This is a genomic window from Gracilimonas qinghaiensis (assembly GCF_046602855.1).
Lineage (GTDB): Bacteria > Bacteroidota > Rhodothermia > Balneolales > Balneolaceae > Gracilimonas.
Genome location: NZ_JBKINJ010000001.1, coordinates 1724824 through 1747039 on the forward strand (window position 1 = coordinate 1724824; position 22216 = coordinate 1747039).

The following is a 22216-nucleotide window of genomic DNA, read 5'->3' on the forward strand; positions in this document are numbered from 1 at the left end:
TTCAATAGGTAATTCCCTGCCACTGTTGGGTTATACTGTGAATATTTCCTGCTCTGTAAGCAATTGAGGTGCAATCAATTGGAATAATTTTTCTGCCCGGAAAATATCTCTTCAGCAGACCTCTTACTTCTCTATCCCTACTCTGACCAAATTGAGGCACTAACACAGCACCGTTTGCAATATAGAAACCGGAATAACTCAAGCCCTTATTTTTCATATAACTGCTATCTGCATTGTCAGAACTGCATTCAGGTAGCTCTAATATTTCTACATTTAAAGGCTTGTCATTTGTCAAAATCACGGTTTTAAGTGTTTCAAGATTCTCCTGCAGTGTGTCATGATCGGGATGTGACTCGTCGGTAGTTACCACTGTTAAGACCGTGTCTTTATTCAACCATCTGGTGACATTTTGTATCTGCCCGTCCCGCCCATCATCTGATAAACCTTCCTTCAGCCATATAACTTGTTCCGCTCCAAGGTATTCCCGAAGCTTCTTTTCGATGTCATTTTTTGACCGGTCCGGGTTGCGATTTTCATTCAGTAAAACCGATTCCGTAGTCAAAATATCACCCTTGCCATTTACTTCTATTGAACCTCCCTCAAGGATCATTCCAGGATATAAACACTTTTTATTATACTTATGTGCAACAAATGAAGGAATCGAGTCATCATCACTCCAGGGCATATATTTTTTCCCCCAAGCATTAAAGCCCCAGTCAATTATAACTTGATCGCCCTGTTCATTCTTTGCAAAAATAGGTCCGCAATCTCTGGCCCAGATATCATTTATTTTCTTTTGGTGAATAACAATTCGATCGAGGTCCACAGCTTTTAAGGATAGCTTGTTCATGACCCTGTTGCGGACACTCAGATCCTCCACGAACAAATGTATAACCTCGAAGAAATGAAGCTCCTCAATTATCTTGCAATACATTTCTTCAAGCTTTTTTAATATCTCACCGGGCCATAGTTTTAAATTTGAGGGCCATTGTAACTGAGTTGCTGAATGTTGCTCCCACTCAGCCGGCATATATATTTTTTTACCGGAGTGCATCTATAACCTTTTTTTAATTTCAGTATCCTGACATTAATTTACCGAAGTTATGGATCTTATTTCGATTTACTGCCACTTTTCCAGACCTTTGATAATATTGAAAAGAATGTTTATATACGTACTGTCCTTAAAGCAAGTGTTTGCTGTAATCTAAGTACAAACGGGTTAAAAATATTGAGGACACAGTTTAATTAATGTGCAGATGGAAAAAAAAGAAGTAACTCAATTGCTAAAGCAATTGAAGTCAGGAGAACAAGGAGCATTCGATAAACTATATCCCGTTATATATGGCGAGCTACGTCAAATGGCATATGGTCATATGAATCGTCAGGAAGATGACCATACACTTTCAAAAACTGACTTGGTTCATGAAGCTTACCTCAAGATGATCGACCAAACTTGTATCAATTTTACGGATAAAAGTCATTTTTTGGCCATTGCTTCGAAATGTATGCGTCAGATCCTCATTGATCATGCAAGAAAGAAATATGCTCTCAAACGAGGCGGAAAAGATAAAGACCTCACATTTATTGATGAAATATTCAGAAAACATGAACAGGAAGCACAAGATCTGATAAATATTGATGAAGCCTTGAATAAGCTTGAAAAACTCAACGAAAGACTTTCTCAGGTTGTTGAAATGCGTTTCTTTGGTGATATGAGTATAGAAGATACTGCCGAAGCACTCGGAGTATCTAACAGCACCGTTAAAAGAGATTGGATGAAAGCCCGCGGTTGGCTTTATAAGGAATTAAAGGGGCGATTTGAACTAAGTTGACCATTTCTGACCTAGTACCGGACTCAGTTTCGTATGTAAATATTAAACCGAACAGAGTAGCATAAAAGTAATTGGCATGGGTGAATCGAGGTGGAAAAAAGTTGAAGAAATCATTGATAAGGTCTTGGATCTGCCTAAAGACCAACGCATCCCTTACCTGGAAAAAACCTGCACAGATAAGGACCTTAAAGCTGAAGTTCTTGAAATGCTGCAATCCATCACTGATTCTGAGGGATGGCTGGAAGGCCTTAGAGGCTACCGTCAGAAGGTATTTGATGAAAACTTTGATTCAGTAAACTCCCTTTCCAGCGATACCCTGATAGGAACTCAGTTTGGCTCATATACCATTATCGAAAAGATAGGGGAAGGTGGCATGGGGGTTATTTTCCTTGCCGAACGCACCGATGCCAGCTTCAACCATCAGGTAGCCATCAAAATCATCCGCAATGGTAGGGCCACACAAGAGAATATTCAGCGTTTTAAGCGTGAACAGCAGATTCTTGCCAGACTAAATCATCCCGGAATTGCCCAGCTCTATGATGGTGGTGTGACGGATGAAGGATTTCCTTATATCATCATGGAATATGTAGACGGGCTTCCCATCACTGAATATTGTGATAAACAACAGTGCACGGTAAGCGAAAAGGTACGACTCATTGAACAGGTTCTTAAAGCTGTTCAAAATGCACATGAAAATCTGACCGTACATCGTGATCTAAAACCCGATAATATATTGATCGACGGTTCCGGAAATGTCAAGATCCTGGATTTCGGCATCTCAAAGTTGCTGGAGGATATAGATAACCTAATGCTGACACAAACCGGTTCAAAAATACTTACGCCACGCTACGCAGCTCCTGAACAGATCAAAGGACAGCGTATCACCACAGCAACCGATATGTATTCCCTGGGGGTTGTATTTTATAAGTTATTGACCGGCACAGACCCCTACCCACTGGATAATAAAACACGCTACGAAGTGGAACAGACCATTATTCAGGATGAGCCTTGTAAACCTAGTGAAGTAATCAACAACCCACAGTTAAAGAAATTACTGAAAGGCGACCTGGATGCTATTCTTTTGAAGTCTATGCGCAAAGAATACGACAGGCGGTATCGTGTGGCCAGTGAATTTCTGGAAGATCTAAAACATTATGAAACAGGACTCCCCGTAAGTGCACATGAGGGGAGCTTCAAATACAAATCCCAAAAATTTATAAAGAGAAACAAACAGCCATTAGCCTACACTGTAGTTACTTTAATAATACTTATATCAACCGCTCTTTATTACACTGACCAATTGAGGCATGAAAGAAATATTGCAAAAACTGAAGCACAAACTGCAAATGAGGTAACGGACTTCCTGATTGAACTTTTTGAAGCTAATGCGCCGGTAAACAGCCGGGGAAATGAAATCACTGCTATTCAATTACTGAATACAGGTGAAAAAAAGATTGGTAACCTATCAAGCCAACCTTTGGTCCAAAATCGATTGATGGAAGTATTGGGTTCTATTTACAGTCTATTGAATAAACTTGAAAAAGCCGACTCACTGAAATATCAATCAGTAGAGTTATCAAAAGATTTGTACTCAGTATCTGATCCTGAATTAGCGAAAGCATACTTTTCTCTTGCACAAACAAAACACGTATTAGGAGATTATGATAAGACACTTGCCTTGGTTGATACAGCTCTGGAGTATCAAAGTAAGATCTTTGAGAAACCACATATTGACTTAGGTAACAGCTTACGCCTCAAGGCTGAAACACTAAAGGATATGGGTAATATTGACAGTGCTTTTCAAGTCATACAATCGGCTCGTGAAATATTTACAGGCCTTCGTAAGACAAAAACCAGGGATTACCTAAGCATATTAAAAGAGTATGCAACCATTCTGTCAGAGAAGGGAGAATTCCGTAAATCAGTTGATATCTGGAATGAACATTTGGATATCAGCACTAATCTTTTTGACCCCCCCCACCCTGATATTCTATCCGGATTAATGGGAATTTCATCCTCTTACAAAGAATTAAGTGAATTTGCAGAAGCTGAATCACTTTATGTAAAAGCAGTGGATATGGCTGTCAGTTTACACGGAGAAAACCATTTGAACACGGCCACCGTTATAAATAACCTTGCTGGATTATATTACTATACTCAGGAATACTCAAAGGCAGACACTTTGTTTGAGCGATCCTACAAAGTATTAGAAAATATATTAGGCAGTGATCATCCAAGTGTAGCTTCTGCATTGTATAATAGAGCAAACCTAAAAATTGATATGAAAGAGTACCATGAAGCGGAAGAAATTTATAAAAGAGTACTAGCTATGGATATAGAATATTTTGGAAGATATCATCCTAACGTTGCCTCAGATCATACGGGTATTGGCTCACTACTTAAGAATCAAAAGAAATATTCTGAGGCTGAAAAACATTTTTCAGAGTCCCTGGAAATAAGAAGAAACGTTTATCAAAATGAAAACCATCCTTACATAGCTCAAAATTTACGAAGCCTGGCTGATATTATGGTCAAAACAAATCGTTTTGAAGCTGCTGATTCCTTATATCGACAATCATTGATAGCATTTATCACGAGTTATGGAAAAGACAATGCAGATGTAAAAAATACAATAGACAAGTATCTTAATGATGCTAAACTGTGGGGATATCAAAATTCTGAAGATTCTCTGATCGATGAATTATCTCAAAATTTTATTGACTGATAAATGAAAATGTAAGCAAGCCTGCAAACAAAATTTCGATCTTGAAATATATTCTCCGAGATTCTAACAATATCACCTTAAGTATTCACCCCAATTCCAATAAAGTCATTCATATTTAGGTAAAACATGTTTCAGACATAAGATATAAAAGCGCTTCCATAGATTTGTATAAATGCCTTCAAAATTCGTTTTAACCGCTTTCTAACCTTAAAATTCATAATTCAAATGCTTACCTTATCAGCTCTTAAAAACAATTAAAACGAAAGCATGAGTGTAGATTACAAATCACATCCTAAAAGCCACATCGGATTAGATTATCTGGGTTTAAATGAAAACGAAAATGTTTACTGGAACCTGACTCCCCCCGAACTTTATGAACAGGCCATTATCAGAGGTGAAGCTATTCTTACCAAAGATCACGCCTTAAGAGTTCTAACTGGTGAGTATACAGGCCGGTCTCCAAAAGACAAATATATTGTCGATCAGCCTTCCATACACGATGACATTGACTGGGGTGAGATCAATCAACCCATTTCAGAAGAGGTATTCGATAATCTTTATAAAAAGACCGTTGACTATCTAAAAGATAAAGACCTGTTTGTAAAAGATCTTTTTTGTGGAGCTGATGAGAAAAACAGGCTAAATGTTCGAGTTGTCAGTGAAGCGGCTTACCACGGATTATTTTCCCACAACATGTTTATCAGGCCATCTGAAAATGAGCTCAAAAATCATGAGCCTGAATTTACGGTAATGGCGGCCCCTCATTTTAAGGCAGACCCTGAAAAGGATGGCACACGAACCAGCACATTCATCCTTTGCAACTTCGAGAAGAAACTGATCATCATTGGCGGTACTTTGTACTCCGGTGAAGTGAAGAAAGGGATATTTTCAGTAATGAATTACCTGCTTCCAAAGAAAGGCGTCATGGCCATGCACTGTTCCGCCAATCATGACAAACACGGCAAGACTGCTGTATTCTTTGGTCTTTCAGGTACCGGAAAAACAACATTATCTGCAGACCCTGATAAGATCCTGATCGGTGATGATGAACACGGATGGAGTGAAGATGGCGTTTTTAATTTTGAAGGTGGTTGCTATGCTAAAACCATCAATCTGTCGAAAGAGAACGAACCATTGATCTATGCCACTACTAAAAAACCGGGCACAATTCTGGAAAATGTAGTTTTGGACGATAATCGTGAACCGGATTTTGACGATGTAAGCCTCACACAAAATACACGCTGCTCCTATCCGCTTGATTTTATTCCTAATGCAAGTGATACCGGTAAGAGCGGACATCCTGAGAATATAATCTTCTTAACGGCTGATGCTTTTGGTGTGCTTCCTCCCATCTCTAAACTGACTCCGGAGCAAGCTATGTATCACTTTATAAGTGGTTATACAGCAAAAGTAGCAGGAACTGAACGTGGTGTTACTGAACCTCAGGCAACATTTTCTGCATGTTTTGGCGCGCCGTTTATGCCATTGCATCCAACAGTATATGCTGAACTGTTAGCAGAGAAGATCCGTAAGCATAATGCGACGGTTTGGCTTGTTAATACCGGATGGACCGGTGGTGAGTATGGAGACGGTCACCGCATGAAACTTCCGCACACCCGTCGAATGCTTAAAGAAGCCCTCGAAGGCAATCTTGATGACGCTGAGTATGTAGAAGATCCAATCTTCGGGCTTTCAATTCCACAGCACGTTGAAGGAGTTCCTGACAGCGTTCTAAATCCTCGTGGTACCTGGGAAGATGCTGGGTCATACGACGCAAAAGCAAAAAAGCTCGCTAAAATGTTCATAGATAATTTTGAACAATTTACAGACGAAGCAAGTGAAGAACTGCTCGCCGCAGCACCGAAGATCTGATTACAGGATCTAAAAACTTTAAAGCCCACTTCCTTCGGAGGCGGGCTTTTTCTGTTTATGTGATATTATTCTTCAGCTAAAGCGTTCAATTTTTCAAGATTTTCCTGCACTCGAAGGGCTTTGATAGCATCATCAATACCACCTTTCATGATATTATCCAGATCATACAGCGTAAGATTTATCCTGTGATCTGTAAAACGGCCTTGTGGAAAGTTATAGGTGCGTATCTTAGCCGATCTGTCCCCTGTTGAAATCTGGCTTTTACGATCGGCGGCTCTCTCTTTCTGTTTTTGCTCCAACTCAATATCATACATCTTGGCACGAAGCATCGTCATCGCTTTTTCCTTATTCTGGTGCTGAGATCGCTCTTCCTGACATTCTACAACGATTCCGGTTGGTTCGTGAGTCAAACGAATGGCAGAATCAGTCTTATTCACATGCTGACCTCCGGCCCCACTTGCCCTAAAAGTATCTACGCGAATATCTGATGGGTTAATGTCTATATCTACTTCTTCTACCTCAGGTAAAACCGCAACTGTAGCAGCTGAAGTGTGAACCCTTCCCTGACTTTCAGTTTCCGGCACACGTTGCACCCGGTGAACACCACTTTCATATTTCATCTTTCCAAAAACCTCATCACCCTCCAGAGAAAATACGATCTCTTTATAACCTCCTTTTTCAGAGTGATTGATACTAAGAATGCTCATCTTCCATCCCATTTTGTCAGCATAGCGACGATACATTTCAAACAGATCTCCGGCAAAAATTGCAGCCTCGTCCCCTCCGGTTCCTGCCCTGACTTCGACAATGGCATTTTTAGAATCCTCAGGATCTTTGGGGATCAACTTCATTTTGATCTCCTCTTCAAGCTTATTTAGCTCTTCTTTGATCTCCTCATTCTCCTCGCGGGCCATTTCAGTGATCTCAGTATCTTCATTCTGTTCTATGAGTTCTTTATTGCCTTTTCGGCGTCCGGTGAGATCTATCCAGGTATCATAATCTTCAACCAACTCTTCCAGATCACTTCTTTCTTTGGTGAGAGCCGTGTATTTATCCGGATCATCGAACACAGCAGGATCACTCATAGCTGCATTAACTTCTTCAAACCGGGATTTTATCTGCTTTAATTTTTCTTCTATATCCATATGTGGGCTGATTTTTTCGGATTCGAAATTAAGGAATTCATGAGTGTATTGATACTTTAATTAGAATCCACCTGAGATGCTGATTGTATAAACTCATAACTCATAACTCATAACTCATAACTCATAACTCATAACTCAAAATATCCTTACCTTTAAAAGAAAAACTTCTTATGGCAACTAACTCACTTCCAGCAAATTTAAAATTAGGTTTTTTAGGAGCCGGTCAGCTTGCACGCATGAGTGCTTTACAAGCTTTCAGGTTCGGAATTCAGGTCTCCGTTTTTTCTGACCGGTCTGAAAACGAACCCGTTCAATTCATGACCCCGTATTCAACTTCCGGTTCTTTTTCTTCTGTAGAAGATATGATTGAATTCGCCAAAGATTGTGATGTGATCACCCTTGAAAACGAATTTATAAGCTCTGAGATACTCAATGAAGTTCAGGAGAAAAGTGGAACTCCGGTCTTTCCATCTCCTGATAGTTTTGCTTTGATCGAGAACAAACTGATAGAAAAACAAACCTTTGAAGCAGCCGGAATACCGGTCACTCCCTATCAACTTATTGAATCCAATGACGATCTTAAGGCTTTTGGAGAAGAGTTTGGCTGGCCATATCTCCTAAAGTCGTCCAAAGGCGGATACGATGGCTACGGAAATGAAACCGTAAAAAATATCGACTCTGCGAAACAAGCTTATGACAAACTTGGCGGAAACAGTGGCAGGGATATCGTTGCTGAAGCCTTCGTTGACTTTACGAATGAAATTGCCGTTCAGGTGGCTCGAAATGAAACAGGTACTGTGGTTTATCCATGTTGTGAGACCGTTCAAAAGGACCACATTTGTGTGGCCGTCCTTTCCCCCGCACCAATTGATGAACACTATCGTGAAAAGGCTCAGGAACTAGCTGTGAAAGCAACTGAAGCTATTGATGGGAAAGGCATCTTCGCATTTGAATTCTTCCTTACTAAAGATGGTAAGATTTTGTTAAACGAATCCGCCCCCAGACCTCACAACTCAGGTCATTATACCATTGAAGGAACAGTGACCTCGCAGTTTGAAAATCACGTAAGAGCTGTTTTGGGGTTACCTCTCGGTTCCTCAAAAATGAAAGTTCCGGCTGTTGCTATGATCAATTTACTGGGAACACATCAAAGACCTGCTCAAACGGATGAGATCTTAAAAGCCTTTGAGGAAGAAGACGGACATCTTCACGTTTACGGAAAACTTCAAAGTAAAGTAGGCAGAAAAATGGCCCACTATACCTTATTGGGCGATAACCTTGAGCAAACCTATAAAACAGCGATGCATGTAACCCGGAATATCGAGATCTGAATCCTGGTTTCATTAGCTTGAATTATATCATTGTAATAGTACCTATAATTAACACAGCAATAATAACATGAGCGAACCAAAAGTTGGAGTAGTAATGGGCAGTGATAGTGACTGGCCCACAATGAAAGAAGCAGCAGAGATTCTTGACCAATTTGAAATACCATATGAAAAACAAGTGGTCTCAGCCCACAGAACTCCTGATCTGATGGCAAAATATGGCCGGGAAGCACGTGAACGGGACCTGAAAGTTATAATTGCCGGAGCAGGTGGCGCCGCTCACCTTCCCGGTATGCTTGCCAGCCATACTACTCTTCCCGTTATAGGAGTACCGATCAAAACGTCTGCCTTAGGTGGTGTAGACAGTCTTTATTCGATCGTTCAAATGCCTAACGGTATTCCCGTTGCAACCGTAGCTATTGGCAAAGCCAAGAATGCCGGATTGTTAGCTGTTCGAATACTGGGAATAACTGACAAGAGTTTATCCAAAAAACTGGCAGACTATCACCGAAAAATGGCCGAAGAATCGTTAAAAAAGACCGAGAATCTCAAATAATTTATCAACTGATTCTTTAAAATTACCCTGTTTTCTTTGCGATAGAGTTAAAATAGCGTACATTATTTAGTGTGTAATTTGATTCAGCATGAATCATCCTTACTAATTTAATTTTAAAACATATTTAAAGACTATGAATATTTATATCGGAAACTTGAGTTATGATGTTTCCAGTGATCAACTCAAAGAAGTATTTGAAGCTTACGGTGATGTAAGTTCTGCTAAAGTAATTACTGATCGAAATTCCGGCCGTTCAAAAGGGTTTGGTTTCGTGGAAATGGATAATAAAGCCGAGGCCGAAGCTGCTATAGAACAATTGGACGGTGCAGAAATTGACGGCCGTCCTGTTAAAGTGAACGAGGCAAAACCTCGTAACTAATACTTACTTTTCGTATTAAACGTTAGCCCTTCCATTTATTAAAATGAGAAGGGCTTTTTTTGTATCCTGAAATTTTCGAGTAACATTTTGCTATTTTTTCAGTAAGTAAAATAATAAACATAAATAACCCGGAGATCGAACATGATAATGACAACCACTCATAGCCTGGACCATAAGGAAATCAAAAAGTATTTAGGAGTTGTAACTGGTGAAGCCATCCTTGGTGCCAATATTTTCAAGGACTTTTTTGCCGGAATCAGAGACATTGTGGGTGGGCGTTCCGGTGCATACGAAAAGGAACTTCAGTCTGCACGCAAATTAGCCTTCCAGGAAATGGAACTCAAAGCTAACTCTGTGGGTGCAACAGCCATAGTAGGAATAGATATCGACTATGAAACTATTGGTGCCAACGGCAGCATGCTGATGGTAACCGTTAGTGGTACGGCTGTTTTTGCAGAGTAAACGCTAAGGTGTGGTGTAAGTATGCACCTTGCAACTTGCACCTTGCACCTTGCACCTTGCACCTTGTAACTAAATCAACCAAACATATCCTTCATCTTAGAAAAGAAGTTTTTACCACTGCCATCAGCATTCGATGCATCAAAATTTTCTGATCCTCTTAGTGATTCAATTGCCTTCTTTTCAGAATCTGACATATTTTCCGGGATATATACGTTCAGGCGAACATATTGATCTCCCTCCACAGAATTATTCAACCCTTTGATACCTCTTCCTCTCATTCTGAGCATTTTACCGGGTTGAGTACCGGGATCGATCTTAAGTTTAGCTTTTCCTTTCAAGGTTGGTACTTCTACTTCAGTCCCTAAAATAGCATCAGGCAAACTCAGTGTCAGATTGTAATATATATTATTTCGTTCTCTCTGAAAATGCTCATGTTCTTTCTCTTCGATGAGAACGATGAGATCACCTGCAGAACCACCCCTTCTACCGGCATTACCTTGACCTCGAAGGGTAATATAATTGCCATTTGACACACCGGATGGGATATTGACCTTAATGGTCTCTTCACCCTTTATACGTCCCTCTCCTGAACATTTTTTACATTTGTTCTTGATGATGCGGCCTTCTCCATTACATGTTGGGCAAGCCTGAACATTCACCATTTGTCCCAGCATGGTTCGAGTTACCTGCCTAACTTCACCCATTCCGTTACAGGTTGAACACGTTTCAAAATCAGAATTTGTTTCAGCACCGGTTCCATCGCAGGAGTCACATTTGATCTGCTTTTTGATCTTAAGCTTTTTCTCAGCCCCAAATGCGATCTCCTCGAGGGTTAATGGCATTCTGATCTTCATATCCGACCCAGGCTGCCCGGGCTCTCTACGGGCGCGTGAGCGGCCTCTGCGCCCACCTCCGCCAAAAGCTTCTTCACCAAAAAATCCGCTTCCGAAGATATCACCAAATCTGCTGAAGATATCTTCAAAGCCCATGTTGTCGAAATCCACTCCGGCACCACCGCCAAAGCCACCCTGACCATTTACTCCTGCATGACCAAATTGATCGTATTGGGCTCGCTTCTCTTTATCTTTGAGGACCTCATAAGCTTCGGAAGCTTCCTTGAATTTTTTTTCAGCCTCTTCGTCTCCCTTGTTACGATCCGGGTGAAACTTCATAGCCATTTTACGGTATGCCTTCTTTATCTCAGCATCCGAGGCACTTTTATCAACTCCAAGTATTTCGTAATAATCTCTTTTGGTAGACATATTTTACTCGCTCACAATTACTTTAGCATGACGAATGGTTCTATTTCCGATCTTATAGCCACTTTCCAGGACCTGCAATACGACATCACTCCCGGTCTTTTCATCTGGAGCCGGTTGCTTCATCATAGCATCATGTAGATTCACATCAAATGGTACGCCGGTCTCATCGATCCTTTCTACCCCATGCTTTTCAAGTACATTCTTGAATTTTTCAGCTACCATGGTAACCCCTTCCAAAAAGCTGTCTTCGATCTCAGATTCTTCAGCCGCTTTCAGCGTACGTAACAGATCATCAGCTATTGGCATAAAATCTTCTAATGCCCCAGCTTTGGCTTCTTCAAACAACTGTACACGCTCGCGTTGTACTCTCTTTCTGATATTATCGAGCTCAGCTGCTTTACGAAGCAGTGAGTCTTTGGTATGTGCTAATTCAGCTTCAAGTTCCTCGATCCTGCTTTGTTCTTCGTCTGACTCATTCTCAGTAGAATCCTCGATATCCTCAGGAGTTTCAATGTCTTCAGTATCCTGATCAGTAGTCTCCTCTTGATCGGCTATCTGTTGTTCTGCTTCTTTTTTCTTACTCATTGATGATCATCAATTATTAAAATTTTTCGTTTTCTGGTTAAAAGAGAGCAAATAGCATGCCATTCACCCTATTCAAATCACTTAATGTCAAACTTACTCTTTTGAATTTACCAGCCGAATGACTGACATAGAAAAGCCTCATACCTTATAGATATGAGGCTTTTTCCAAACTATGTAATTATGCTATCTGATCAGCTACCGATCTGACTTGCGCAATCTCCCGCACATATCTGAACACTTGGCAGATTGAGTACGTCAACCTCTGGTAGTGTAGCATTGAAATTTTCCTCAATAACTTTTAGAAACTCATTTGCTAATATTGCATTTCCTCTTTGGTTAGGATGAACTGCATCTGTAGACAGGATTCCATTAGGACTGAAATCAGGTTGAAGATTTACACCGTTAATTATGATACCTGGTGTTCCATCACTCAGGCCGAAGATATCTGCAAATACACCTGATGGAGCATTAGTGTCATAAAGCGCAAGGCGATCCGGGTAATTTGACACGGCATTTGCTATCATGCTGTTAAAAGTTGCTCTTTTTACTTCAATTTGCTGTTGTTCCTGAGGAATAAGAACCAACTCATCCCCTGCAGCTGATTGAGTTCCAACACCTGTGGCAAAAGCAGTTGCCGCTGATAATATCACAAGATCAGTGGATTCTGACTGTCGGTAATTTGGCAACCCAAGTGCAGATAAATCTGTTAATGTTTCATCTTCCATTACAAATGGATTTGCCCCTACTTCAAATTCAATAGTTCTTCTTTGACGTTCATCTTCGTCAATTAATCCTGCACCTTCAGCCTGTAACAAGCCATTATTATAATCTTGATACCCATTATTTAAAGCTTCAGCCTGTTGCTGGCTTTCGAGAGGTATAGCATCATAAGGCACTGCTTGAAAGTACGCTAATCCCAAAAGAGGTGGTATGTTAGCAACTACTCCATCAGCTTGAGTATTACCCATCAGTGAATTAATTACACCATTAAACTGTGCTTGAAAATCTCCATCATCAGTAAGAATATTTTCATTGGAGGCTCCTCCGGCAGCATATCCCAATACGTCGTTATTCCCAATCCAAAGGGAAAAAAATGTGGGTTGGGCAGAAATAGCATCATTAATAATCGTTGAACCAGTTTGCCCATCCTGACTTGGGTTACTAGCAAAACGTTGATAAAACGGATTGAAAGCAGGATTCTGTTCTGAGTTCGGACCACCAGTGGCCGGTGTCAATAACTGGCCAACAACAATACCTGGAACCCCAAAATTATTTAATTCAGAAGTTGCTCCCGTGTAGTTTGAAATAGGGTCACCTCCAACTACAGGTGAGGGGCCCGGAATACTTGTATCCAGCTTATATCTACCTAGTATAAATCCATTTTGTGGGTTTTCAACAGTAGTATTAAATCCATTTATTGAATTAATATTTGGCTGATTAAACGATTCATTACCAACAACAGCTAATTGCGAAGCTATTAATGCCGGCAGTGAATTTTGTTGCCCTGCATCATACAAGGCTCCATCCATATAACCAGCGGTTAAAGAGTTGCCGATAGAAATGTAATTACTAAAATCAGCATCTCCGGCTGTATAATTTACGTTAGGATCACTTGGAAGTGGATTATCATTCAGACGATCCTCGATCAGACTGCTTTCCTGACCTTCACACCCAGTGAAGAGCAAGGCCGCAACTAACAGTAATTTTGATATATTTTTAAAGCGTTTCATAATAAGATCTCTTTTTAATTAGTTCAGGAATTGATCGAATGTCAGCGATATATAGTAGATCGCGCCCATTTTTGGATTACCGAACGAGGTAGTATATCGTTCGTTCAGTACGTTGCTTCCACCAATCTTCACGATCGTGTTCAGATCAGAAAACTTGTAGTTAAGCTGTGCATCCAATGTGCCAAATGCCGGTACCACACCAGCGCCGAAGGAAGATTCCCAGAAAAAGGCATCCTGCCATCTGTATGTAAAGTTAAAGCCGGCATTTTCAACAAAGCCTCTGTTCTCTAATTTAACATTATACTTCCATTCCGGAGTGTTATAGCTAGCACGGAATCCCTGATTGATTAAATCTTCCTGACTTAAAAGTTTGTTATAGGAAACATTACCGCCAGCAGTAAATCCTTTCGGCAGTGAATACTCCATATTAAGCCCCCAGCCATGTGATTCAACGTTACCGTCGGCATTAACATCAAAACCGTACTCTTGAGTGGCTACACCACCATTAATAATAGCGTCCTGTCCTGCTTCGCTGTCAGGATCGAATGGTGCAGGATCGTTAGTCATCCCATTCGGGACACCTTGAATAAACTGAATCTCTGCAATGAAGTCAGTATAGTAGCTGTAGTAGTAATAGGCATCCACTAACATGTTATCCGTCAAGAATGCCTTATAACCAACTTCGAAAGTTGAGATCTTCTCAGTTTCGATCGCTTCAATTTCAGGAACTTCAAGCGCAGCACGAGCATCAGCTAAGCTGCCCCCTGAATTAACTATACCTTGTGCTTCTCTGACACTTTGAGCCGAATAAACCGTATTGCTATTGAATCTGTAACGGTCAACAAGAGCCTGATTACTACCGATCAGCAAACGACTTACAACATCCAGGTTAATGAATTGATCCTGCGTGGTAGGAACCCGAAAACCTGTTTGATAGGAAGCCCTGAAATTATGTCTGTCGGCTAGGGTTACAGTAGTTGAAATACGGGGTGAAAACTGCCCTTCAAAATATTCATTCTTATCATATCGAAGTGAGGCCTGCAGATTCAGGTTGTCATCTAAAAATGATTTATTCGCCTGAACGTAGGCACCAAACTCATTGATGTTGAATTCTTCCTGTGCTGCAGGGTCTTTATAGGCAAACAAGGTGCCTTCTGAATTAAGATCATACATACGGTAGTTACCACCGGCAAGCACACTCAAGCCCTCTACATTAAGCTGTTCTGAGAAGTTATACATCCCTTCAACGTGATAGAGATCTGATTTATCCAGAAACAGTGCTCCACCTCCCGCAATAGACAAAGCTCTCAAAGAATCCACTGCCTGATTGAATCCGGGTGTGCCAGGTAGAAAGTTTTGCTGATTGGCACTTGCTACCGCATCTGCCTGAGCATGAGCCTGATCTATTGTGGCACCTTGGGTTCTCGCACCGGCAAAAGTTTGAAAATAGGGAGTGATGTAGGCTATTTGGTTTACACGTGTTGCCACAGTATTAGCAGCATATGTATCACCGGCATCTTCCTGTGTGGTATAGCCTCTTAAGAAAAAGTTTGGATTTCGAAGTTCAAGTTTGGCTGTCCAGATATTGAAATCATCTAGTACAAAGCGGTCGTTTGCAGTATAGACTGTGCTACCAAAACCAATATTATACTGACCTAGTATCTCGTAGCTATCATTGATACGATAATGAAGAGCGGTACCAAGTTTCAAGCTTTCTGTTGTGTTGTCCACAAACTCAGATTCGCGGAAACCGGGAGCTGAAAAGTTACCATCAGGACCATCCGGTATCAACGTTCTAATAGCTGCGATCTGTGCGCCTTGAGCTCCGCCTCCGGCAATAACGCCATCAGCAATGGAACCAAGATTCAACACATCATCACCATAAATATTCACGCCATTGAAAACTCTACGGTCATTTCTGGGATAATCACCTCTTTCTACAATACCGCTTTGGTCACGATAATCCTGAGCAACAAAATCCTGGGCCTTTAAATAGGAAGCAGTGACTTTAAACGCGAGTTTGTTATCATACACGTTCGCATATCTAAAATCATAGCTCTGATACAAGGACGCATCTTCAACTTCACTGTCAAGGTGGTTAACACCTTGTTTTACGCTGAAAGAAAGTCCCTGGTATTCGAATGGACTCTTACTGTTCATTAAAAGAATACCATTTAAGGCATTGGGCCCATAAAGGGCAGATGCTGCTCCCGGAATAAGTTCAACGCTTTCCAGATCAAGTTCCGAAATACCGACAATGTTACCCACAGCAAAATTAAGGCCGGGAGCCTGATTATCAATTCCATCTATCAGCTGTACAAAACGTGTATTACCGTTGGCCCCAAAACCACGAGTGTTGATGGATTTAAACGTCATACTTTGTGAACTGAAATCAACTCCCTGTAAATTTGAGATCGCATCATAAAAAGAGGGTGAAGCTGCAGTTTGAATATCCAAGACATCCATCTTCTCAATGGATACAGGTGATTTCAGGATGCTTTCTTCAACTCTTGATGCGGAAATAACCACATCACCTCCTGAGATCGTCTCTTCCTCTAATACGATCTCCAGATCATCAACAACTGATTCAGTTATATCAACCCTTTTAGATTGAAAACCAACAATAGAAACAATCAGTGTAAGTGGCGGGTCCTGCCGAACGGTTAGACTAAACGTTCCGTCAGGATTAGTTGCCGTTCCGATCACCTTACCCTCAACCCTTATATTCACGCCTGCTAAAGGCTCACCTTCAACATCTGTTACAAGACCTGATATTACTGTTTCATCTTCTACATTTTCTGCTTGCCCGTTTATGGTACCCAGGCATAGAATTAGTACTACACAAACGGTTAGTACTCGCTGAATCATGTTGCTCATAGTATTGATCCTTAAAGTTATAATTAAGAAAGGCCTTTGATATGTAGAATATCAATCAGTTTCTTTATGCAGTTCCGGCTACATAATTTTGATTTTTGGCCGTATTACGTATCATAGTCCAAATAAAAGTCTGTTTATAGCATAAATGCAAGCGCTTCCACTTATTTTATTTAGGGTAGAATCCTTTGCTTGCCTAATTCTTCAATATTCCTATTAAAAACGCCTAAATCATATTCTAATGTCTCAAAACGCATATTATTCGCTCAAAATATTTCCATTCTTACTGCTTTTGTTACTTTTAACTGCTTGTAACTCAAAAATAGATACCACGGAAACTAACGTTTCTGAGCCCATACGCTATTTGGCACTGGGAGATTCATACACAATTGGAACAGGAATCAATGAAGAAAATAATTACCCGCATCAGCTCTCAGATTCCCTGACTGCAAGAGGTTACACTTTAGACACTACCGCCGTTATAGCAACCAACGGATGGACAACCACGGACCTGAAGAATGGGATAGATGAAGCCCAACCTGAACCTAACTTTGACCTCGTTACACTACTGATCGGAGTTAATAACCAATATCAGGGACTGGATATTGAATTATATAGAAACGAATTCAAAGAATTACTGGATAAGGCAATCACGTTTGCAAAAGGGGATACTTCAAATATCATTGTCATTTCTATACCAAACTATGGTGTCACTCCTTTTGGACAATCACGAAACCCGGTGGTGATTCGGCAGGAAATTGAAATCTATAATAGTATAGCCAAACAGTTTGCTGCAGATTTCGGGATTCCTTTTATTAATATAACAGAGTTATCTGAATTGGTTGAAAATGATCCAAGCCTATTAGCCACCGATGGTCTTCACCCCTCAGCACAAATGTATGCAATGTGGGTGCAAAGAATACTGCCAACAGTAAACAAAATTGTACAGGATCATGAATGAGTTTACACTTAACAAAATTAAGGGTTCAAAAGACTCTTTGACGGGAACACTGACCTTTACACAGACCAGGGAATTTAAAATCGGGATGAACATCTACTTTATTTTTTATATGGGGGCGACTTTTGCTGGCGATCTTGACCAGGGTTGGTTTGTTGTTCCGGGCTTTATCTTGGCTTTTATCACATTCGGGTTGGCGTATTTTCCATTTTCCTATAGTAGGAATTTTGGTAAGGTTATCCTTAAGGAGGATGAGATAATACTTCAGCCCATAATGGATGAAAACGACTTTCCTGACTCTCCTATCGATTTAACTGATATTTTCAGAACTTGAGATCAACATCATTCAGTCCTTTCGTTAGTGGTCTTCTTATGTGATCATGCAATTTATAGTTAAGCAAGAGAACGATGAAGCTAGTTTTGGTTTGACCATAAAAAATCGTGGAGAGGAAAAACGATATTTGAAGGTTCTGGAGAGGTGGTATAAATCGGAGTGCCCTGTCAAGGAGTATCATCTGGGACAACGGGTATTCAAACTGAATGAAGGTAGAAATTATGCAGACATACAAAGGATCAAACAGGAATACGGAATAGAATGGCAGTAAACCGAATGATATATTGAAATGAATTTACCGCATACCAGCTTTTCCTGATCAAACTTCATCTTTAACTAAATTTTAGCAGATCATGAATCAATTCGATCTTTTAAAGCCATCTTTCAGGAAAAATGAACCTTCCCATAAACCTTATTATCCTGAAGCTATCGAATACAGGGTTGGAATTAGCGTTACAATCGCTGTACTGCTTAGCATTTATACCCTCGATTACTTTGACCTAAACCTTCCTTCCTGGGGTGAACTCCTATTGGGATTTATAATGATAGTGGGGTATGGCTTTGCATTTATATCTCTGTTTTTAAGTCGCAATGCAGGAAAGGTGATCATTTCTCCACATAGAATTGCATTGAAGCCAAAAAAGAATCCTGAAAAATATCCATCTTCTCCTATTTATGTTAATGAGGAAACTGAGATCAACATTTACCTGATGAAGTCGATTCAGTTTGGCATGCAAAGGACCTTACTACATTTTCAGGTGATCAATGGAAACAGAGTATCTGATTTCGGGATGCTCCTCAAAAACAAACAAAAACATCAACAATATTATGACGTACTTGAAAGTTGGTACAAGGCAGGTTTCAACATAAATGAATTTGACCAGCTCGGAAGTCGGGTTTTTAAACTAAATGAAGGAAAAAATTATGAAGACGTACAAAAGATCAAACAGGAATATGGATTGGAATGGAAGTAAACTGGGCAAGATCACATTGACGATAAGTTTGCTTTTTTTCGGAATAAGCTGCACAACATTAGCCCAACAACCTGTTTCGGAACGAACTATCACAATAAATATGAGCGCATCAGAATTACTGCCTGCGGATCTCATCATATTTAACGTAACCATAAACGCTGAAGCCGAAACACCTCAGGAAGCCTACGAATTGCACAAAGATAAAGAATCCGTGTTAGCAGGGTTACTTAATGAATTAAACATAACAGAAAAAAATATTGACTTCGAACCGATACGAATGAACCGACGACAGGTCAACGCTAATCGCTACAATAATCAAGAGCCGCAGTATATAACCAGCACAAATCAATCTGTAAGTATAACCTTCAACGATTTCGACATGTATGAGCGTATACAGCTTACACTGATCAAAAATAATTTTGATACCTTCAACGGACAGTTTTCCTCCACAAAAATTGCTGAAGGAAAAGAAAATGCACTTATCTCTGCTATTGAGGCATCAAAAGAACGAGCGGACCTGATAGCCAAGACTTCGGGAACCCAAGTTGGAGATATATATACCATTAATTATTCCGATCATCAGGTCAGTGTTCCACGTAGAGGGAATACCATGGAAATGATGTCACTGTCAGCCGATGCATCTATGATGGATTTCGCTCAAACCGTAGAAGTTCGATCTAATATCAATATCAGCTATTTCATTGAATAATATTTCCAGCCGGTGTAATGGTGAGTTAGAATAAAAACACCCTTTACACCATTAACGATATACCCAGTTAAGGCCGAGCTGCATTAACAGCTTCAAAGTATTCGGTCGTTTTCAGAAGTTTATCATCTCCGTTCAACTCATTATACCAGTATTGTTCGACCACTTTAGCGCCGGTTTGCATAAGCAGTTGCATGGTTCCCTGCGACTTGTGTTCAGCGATCACCCAATTGGAAATAATGTTATAGTTCAGGCGGTCGTTGACACCAAACGTCTGACTGCGGTCAAATTCAAAGAGAACGCCTTCTTTCACTTTTGTATCCGGAAATCCTTCCATTTGTGTAAAACCTACACCCGGATTCTCCCCTCTTCTGATAAAAGCCTGTAGCGCAATCGGACGTTCATCAACAGGTAATTGTTTCATTGCTTGCAGACCCAATACAGCAGAGGCTTTATGATGCCCGTGGAATTCTTCGAAGGGTAACATCAAGAACAGAAAATCATAATCTCCATCTTTCAGGATCTGAACCAGCCTTTCATGCACCCAGTCTGTATTCCACTTTTCTAAGGTTTCGTGTACGTCTTCAGTATAGTAAAAATCAGGTTGGTCGAAGAAAAAATAGTTCCGGATTCCAACAATGTCTCCACCTGCCATTAGTTCCTGCTTACGGATTCCGGGCAAATATTGCCGGCCAACCTCTTCTTTATCCAGCTCTTTATTATAGATATAATTCCCTAGTGTGGAATAGGTATACCCTCCTTCACCATTGGTCATAAGTGCCAGGTCCACCTTACCTCCCAACAGCTTTGTTGTTTTAAAAATGGTAGCGGAAAATAAGGCATCATCGTCAGGATGTGCCGTGACCAACAATACTTTGGGTTGGTAATTTAGCAGCGAATCTTGTGCAATAATGGTCGGTCCGGAAAGGAGAAAAACCATCAGAATTAAGTATCTCTTCATCATAAGATCTTGTTTTTCAATTCAATATTGATGTAATGTACGATTGAAAATTTGTTTTAAAAAGGTTGAGATAACAAGCTTAAAACAGTAATTTTTTATAGCAAAGGTTCCAGTTTTTCCCATATTGTCTCAGCGATCACCCTATGACCTTTTGGTGTAGGATGTATTCCATCACTCTGCATTAAGTCCTCATTTCCGCCAATTTTGTCAAGTATCATGGGGATAAGTGGGAGTCCGTTTTCTTCAGCCAGCTCAGGATACATGCTCTCGAATTGCCTCGTGTATTCTTGTCCAAGATTCGGCGGGACCTGCATTCCGGCAAGTATGATCTGCACATCCGGATATTTTGACTTAACTTTATCAATGATCTGCTGTAGATTATCTTTTGTGGAACTAAGCTCTATACCCCTCAACCCATCGTTGCCTCCCAATTCAAGCACAAATACATCGATCTTTCTTTGCAATACCCAGTCGATTCGCCTTAATCCTCCGGCTGAGGTTTCTCCACTAAGACCTCCATTAATCACTTCATAATTTAATCCCGCAGAATCAACTTTTTGCTGTATTAGTGCCGGAAAGGCTTGGCTTTTATCCACCCCAAGCCCTGCTGTAATACTGTCACCGAAAAATAAAATACTCTTTTGTTCTGGACTTTGAGCCTGAACAAATGTAAATGCAATGAGAAAGATAAATAATGATCTCATGTAATTGATTTGATATAAATTTAGGTTTAAGGGTCGTTTATTTTTTGAAACTTTAAAGGAATGTTTCCCCAATAAACCGTTGTTTGAGTCGGTATGATTCAAAAAATAAGAGACGTGTCAAATATACTCGAAGTTCATCAGCTATACCGAAAATTCCAAAGTGGAACCAAGACCTTAACGGTTGTAAACAATATTAATTTTTCAATTCCTGAAGGCATCTCATGTGCCGTAGTAGGACCATCTGGGTCCGGCAAAACAACCCTGCTAGGTTTGTGTGCCGGCCTGGATCGCCCCTCATCCGGCACTGTTACACTAAATGAAATTCCACTCAATCCTTTAAATGAGGATGAAAGAGCTAAGGTTCGTAACCAACATGTGGGTTTTGTATTTCAAACTTTTCAGCTTGTACCCACTTTGACAGCCATAGAGAATGTAATGGTTCCCTTGGAACTGCGGGGAGAAGGCACCAAGGAAGTCCGCGAAAGGGCTGGAGAACTACTGGAGAGTGTTGGACTCGGTGACCGTACACACCATTATCCTACTCAACTTTCAGGCGGTGAACAACAACGTGTGGCTATAGCGCGTGCATTTATCAACGACCCTAAGATCCTGTTTGCCGATGAACCGACCGGTAATCTGGATACTGAGACCGGAGAGTATATTGAAAACCTGATCTTTGATCTGAATGAAAAGCAGGGTACGACCCTTGTATTGGTTACCCATGATCTGGAACTGGCTAAAAAGTGTGACCGGATCATAAGCCTCAAAAACGGGCGGGTAAATGAAGACTCTCACGCTGAAGTTGAAACAGAAAGCGCGCCTAAATAGA

At 40.5% G+C, this 22216-nt stretch carries 21 protein-coding genes; 13 read left to right on the top strand and 8 right to left on the bottom strand.

Translation table 11 applies throughout. From position 1 onward, the window contains the following. Position 1: 1 nt before the first annotated feature. On the bottom strand, positions 2–1054 hold the full coding sequence (locus tag ACKGJO_RS07710; protein ID WP_411322835.1) for an agmatine deiminase family protein: 1053 nt from the start codon (positions 1052–1054) through the stop codon (positions 2–4). Between the two features lie 202 nt (positions 1055–1256). Here ACKGJO_RS07710 and ACKGJO_RS07715 point away from each other — a divergent pair, with 202 nt between their 5' ends. The 3 genes from ACKGJO_RS07715 (at position 1257) to ACKGJO_RS07725 (ending at position 6429) form a co-directional block, all read left to right on the top strand. Next, a complete protein-coding gene (locus tag ACKGJO_RS07715) occupies positions 1257–1832 on the top strand; it encodes a sigma-70 family RNA polymerase sigma factor (RefSeq protein ID WP_411322836.1) in 576 nt (191 codons plus the stop codon). A gap of 76 nt (positions 1833–1908) precedes the next feature. Next, complete coding sequence (locus ACKGJO_RS07720; RefSeq protein WP_411322837.1) at positions 1909–4557, top strand: tetratricopeptide repeat protein; 2649 nt, start codon at positions 1909–1911, stop codon at positions 4555–4557. A gap of 267 nt (positions 4558–4824) precedes the next feature. Beyond that, positions 4825–6429: a phosphoenolpyruvate carboxykinase gene (locus tag ACKGJO_RS07725; protein WP_411322838.1), complete on the top strand. Its 1605-nt coding sequence runs from the start codon at positions 4825–4827 to the stop codon at positions 6427–6429. Positions 6430–6494: 65 nt separating this feature from the next. On the opposite strand, the gene prfA is transcribed toward ACKGJO_RS07725, so the two are convergent. Beyond that, the gene (prfA, locus tag ACKGJO_RS07730) at positions 6495–7568 is read right to left on the bottom strand and encodes a peptide chain release factor 1 (protein WP_411323285.1); all 1074 of its coding nucleotides are present in this window, start codon (positions 7566–7568) and stop codon (positions 6495–6497) included. A 176-nt stretch (positions 7569–7744) separates the two neighbouring features. Here prfA and ACKGJO_RS07735 point away from each other — a divergent pair, with 176 nt between their 5' ends. The 4 genes from ACKGJO_RS07735 (at position 7745) to ACKGJO_RS07750 (ending at position 10299) form a co-directional block, all read left to right on the top strand. Then, complete coding sequence (locus ACKGJO_RS07735; protein ID WP_411322839.1) at positions 7745–8905, top strand: 5-(carboxyamino)imidazole ribonucleotide synthase; 1161 nt, start codon at positions 7745–7747, stop codon at positions 8903–8905. 67 nt (positions 8906–8972) lie between these two features. Beyond that, positions 8973–9458 carry a 5-(carboxyamino)imidazole ribonucleotide mutase gene (purE, locus tag ACKGJO_RS07740; RefSeq protein WP_411322840.1) on the top strand — a complete coding sequence of 162 codons (486 nt, stop codon included), beginning with the start codon at positions 8973–8975 and terminating at the stop codon, positions 9456–9458. Between the two features lie 133 nt (positions 9459–9591). Then, positions 9592–9837: an RNA recognition motif domain-containing protein gene (locus tag ACKGJO_RS07745; RefSeq protein ID WP_411322841.1), complete on the top strand. Its 246-nt coding sequence runs from the start codon at positions 9592–9594 to the stop codon at positions 9835–9837. 141 nt (positions 9838–9978) lie between these two features. Then, positions 9979–10299, top strand: coding sequence for a heavy metal-binding domain-containing protein (locus tag ACKGJO_RS07750; protein WP_411322842.1), 321 nt, complete (start codon positions 9979–9981; stop codon positions 10297–10299). 74 nt (positions 10300–10373) lie between these two features. Here the strand turns inward: ACKGJO_RS07750 and dnaJ are convergent, their stop codons facing one another. The 4 genes from dnaJ to ACKGJO_RS07770 form a co-directional block, all read right to left on the bottom strand. Then, entirely contained in the window at positions 10374–11561 is a 1188-nt protein-coding gene (dnaJ, locus tag ACKGJO_RS07755) for a molecular chaperone DnaJ (RefSeq protein WP_411322843.1), read from the bottom strand. Between the two features lie 3 nt (positions 11562–11564). Continuing rightward, on the bottom strand, positions 11565–12146 hold the full coding sequence (locus ACKGJO_RS07760) for a nucleotide exchange factor GrpE (RefSeq protein WP_411322844.1): 582 nt from the start codon (positions 12144–12146) through the stop codon (positions 11565–11567). Between the two features lie 191 nt (positions 12147–12337). After that, positions 12338–13876 (bottom strand): hypothetical protein, encoded by a 1539-nt coding sequence (locus ACKGJO_RS07765; RefSeq protein WP_411322845.1) that lies wholly within the window; start codon positions 13874–13876, stop codon positions 12338–12340. Positions 13877–13894: 18 nt separating this feature from the next. Beyond that, entirely contained in the window at positions 13895–16753 is a 2859-nt protein-coding gene (locus tag ACKGJO_RS07770) for a TonB-dependent receptor domain-containing protein (RefSeq protein WP_411322846.1), read from the bottom strand. Between the two features lie 238 nt (positions 16754–16991). Here ACKGJO_RS07770 and ACKGJO_RS07775 point away from each other — a divergent pair, with 238 nt between their 5' ends. The 5 genes from ACKGJO_RS07775 (at position 16992) to ACKGJO_RS07795 (ending at position 19725) form a co-directional block, all read left to right on the top strand. After that, entirely contained in the window at positions 16992–17711 is a 720-nt protein-coding gene (locus tag ACKGJO_RS07775; RefSeq protein ID WP_411322847.1) for an SGNH/GDSL hydrolase family protein, read from the top strand. Continuing rightward, positions 17704–18042 carry a hypothetical protein gene (locus ACKGJO_RS07780; protein WP_411322848.1) on the top strand — a complete coding sequence of 113 codons (339 nt, stop codon included), beginning with the start codon at positions 17704–17706 and terminating at the stop codon, positions 18040–18042. Before ACKGJO_RS07775 ends, ACKGJO_RS07780 begins: the two co-directional genes overlap by 8 nt. A gap of 46 nt (positions 18043–18088) precedes the next feature. Continuing rightward, complete coding sequence (locus ACKGJO_RS07785) at positions 18089–18313, top strand: hypothetical protein (protein ID WP_411322849.1); 225 nt, start codon at positions 18089–18091, stop codon at positions 18311–18313. A gap of 82 nt (positions 18314–18395) precedes the next feature. Continuing rightward, positions 18396–19016 carry a hypothetical protein gene (locus ACKGJO_RS07790; RefSeq protein WP_411322850.1) on the top strand — a complete coding sequence of 207 codons (621 nt, stop codon included), beginning with the start codon at positions 18396–18398 and terminating at the stop codon, positions 19014–19016. After that, positions 18967–19725 (top strand): SIMPL domain-containing protein, encoded by a 759-nt coding sequence (locus tag ACKGJO_RS07795; protein ID WP_411322851.1) that lies wholly within the window; start codon positions 18967–18969, stop codon positions 19723–19725. Before ACKGJO_RS07790 ends, ACKGJO_RS07795 begins: the two co-directional genes overlap by 50 nt. 67 nt (positions 19726–19792) lie before the next feature. Here the strand turns inward: ACKGJO_RS07795 and ACKGJO_RS07800 are convergent, their stop codons facing one another. Both ACKGJO_RS07800 and ACKGJO_RS07805 read right to left on the bottom strand, forming a co-directional pair. Further along, a complete protein-coding gene (locus ACKGJO_RS07800; RefSeq protein WP_411322852.1) occupies positions 19793–20686 on the bottom strand; it encodes a PIG-L family deacetylase in 894 nt (297 codons plus the stop codon). 92 nt (positions 20687–20778) lie between these two features. Further along, positions 20779–21387: an arylesterase gene (locus ACKGJO_RS07805; RefSeq protein WP_411322853.1), complete on the bottom strand. Its 609-nt coding sequence runs from the start codon at positions 21385–21387 to the stop codon at positions 20779–20781. A 114-nt stretch (positions 21388–21501) separates the two neighbouring features. Here ACKGJO_RS07805 and ACKGJO_RS07810 point away from each other — a divergent pair, with 114 nt between their 5' ends. Beyond that, positions 21502–22215: an ABC transporter ATP-binding protein gene (locus tag ACKGJO_RS07810; RefSeq protein ID WP_411322854.1), complete on the top strand. Its 714-nt coding sequence runs from the start codon at positions 21502–21504 to the stop codon at positions 22213–22215. Position 22216 lies beyond the last annotated feature (1 nt).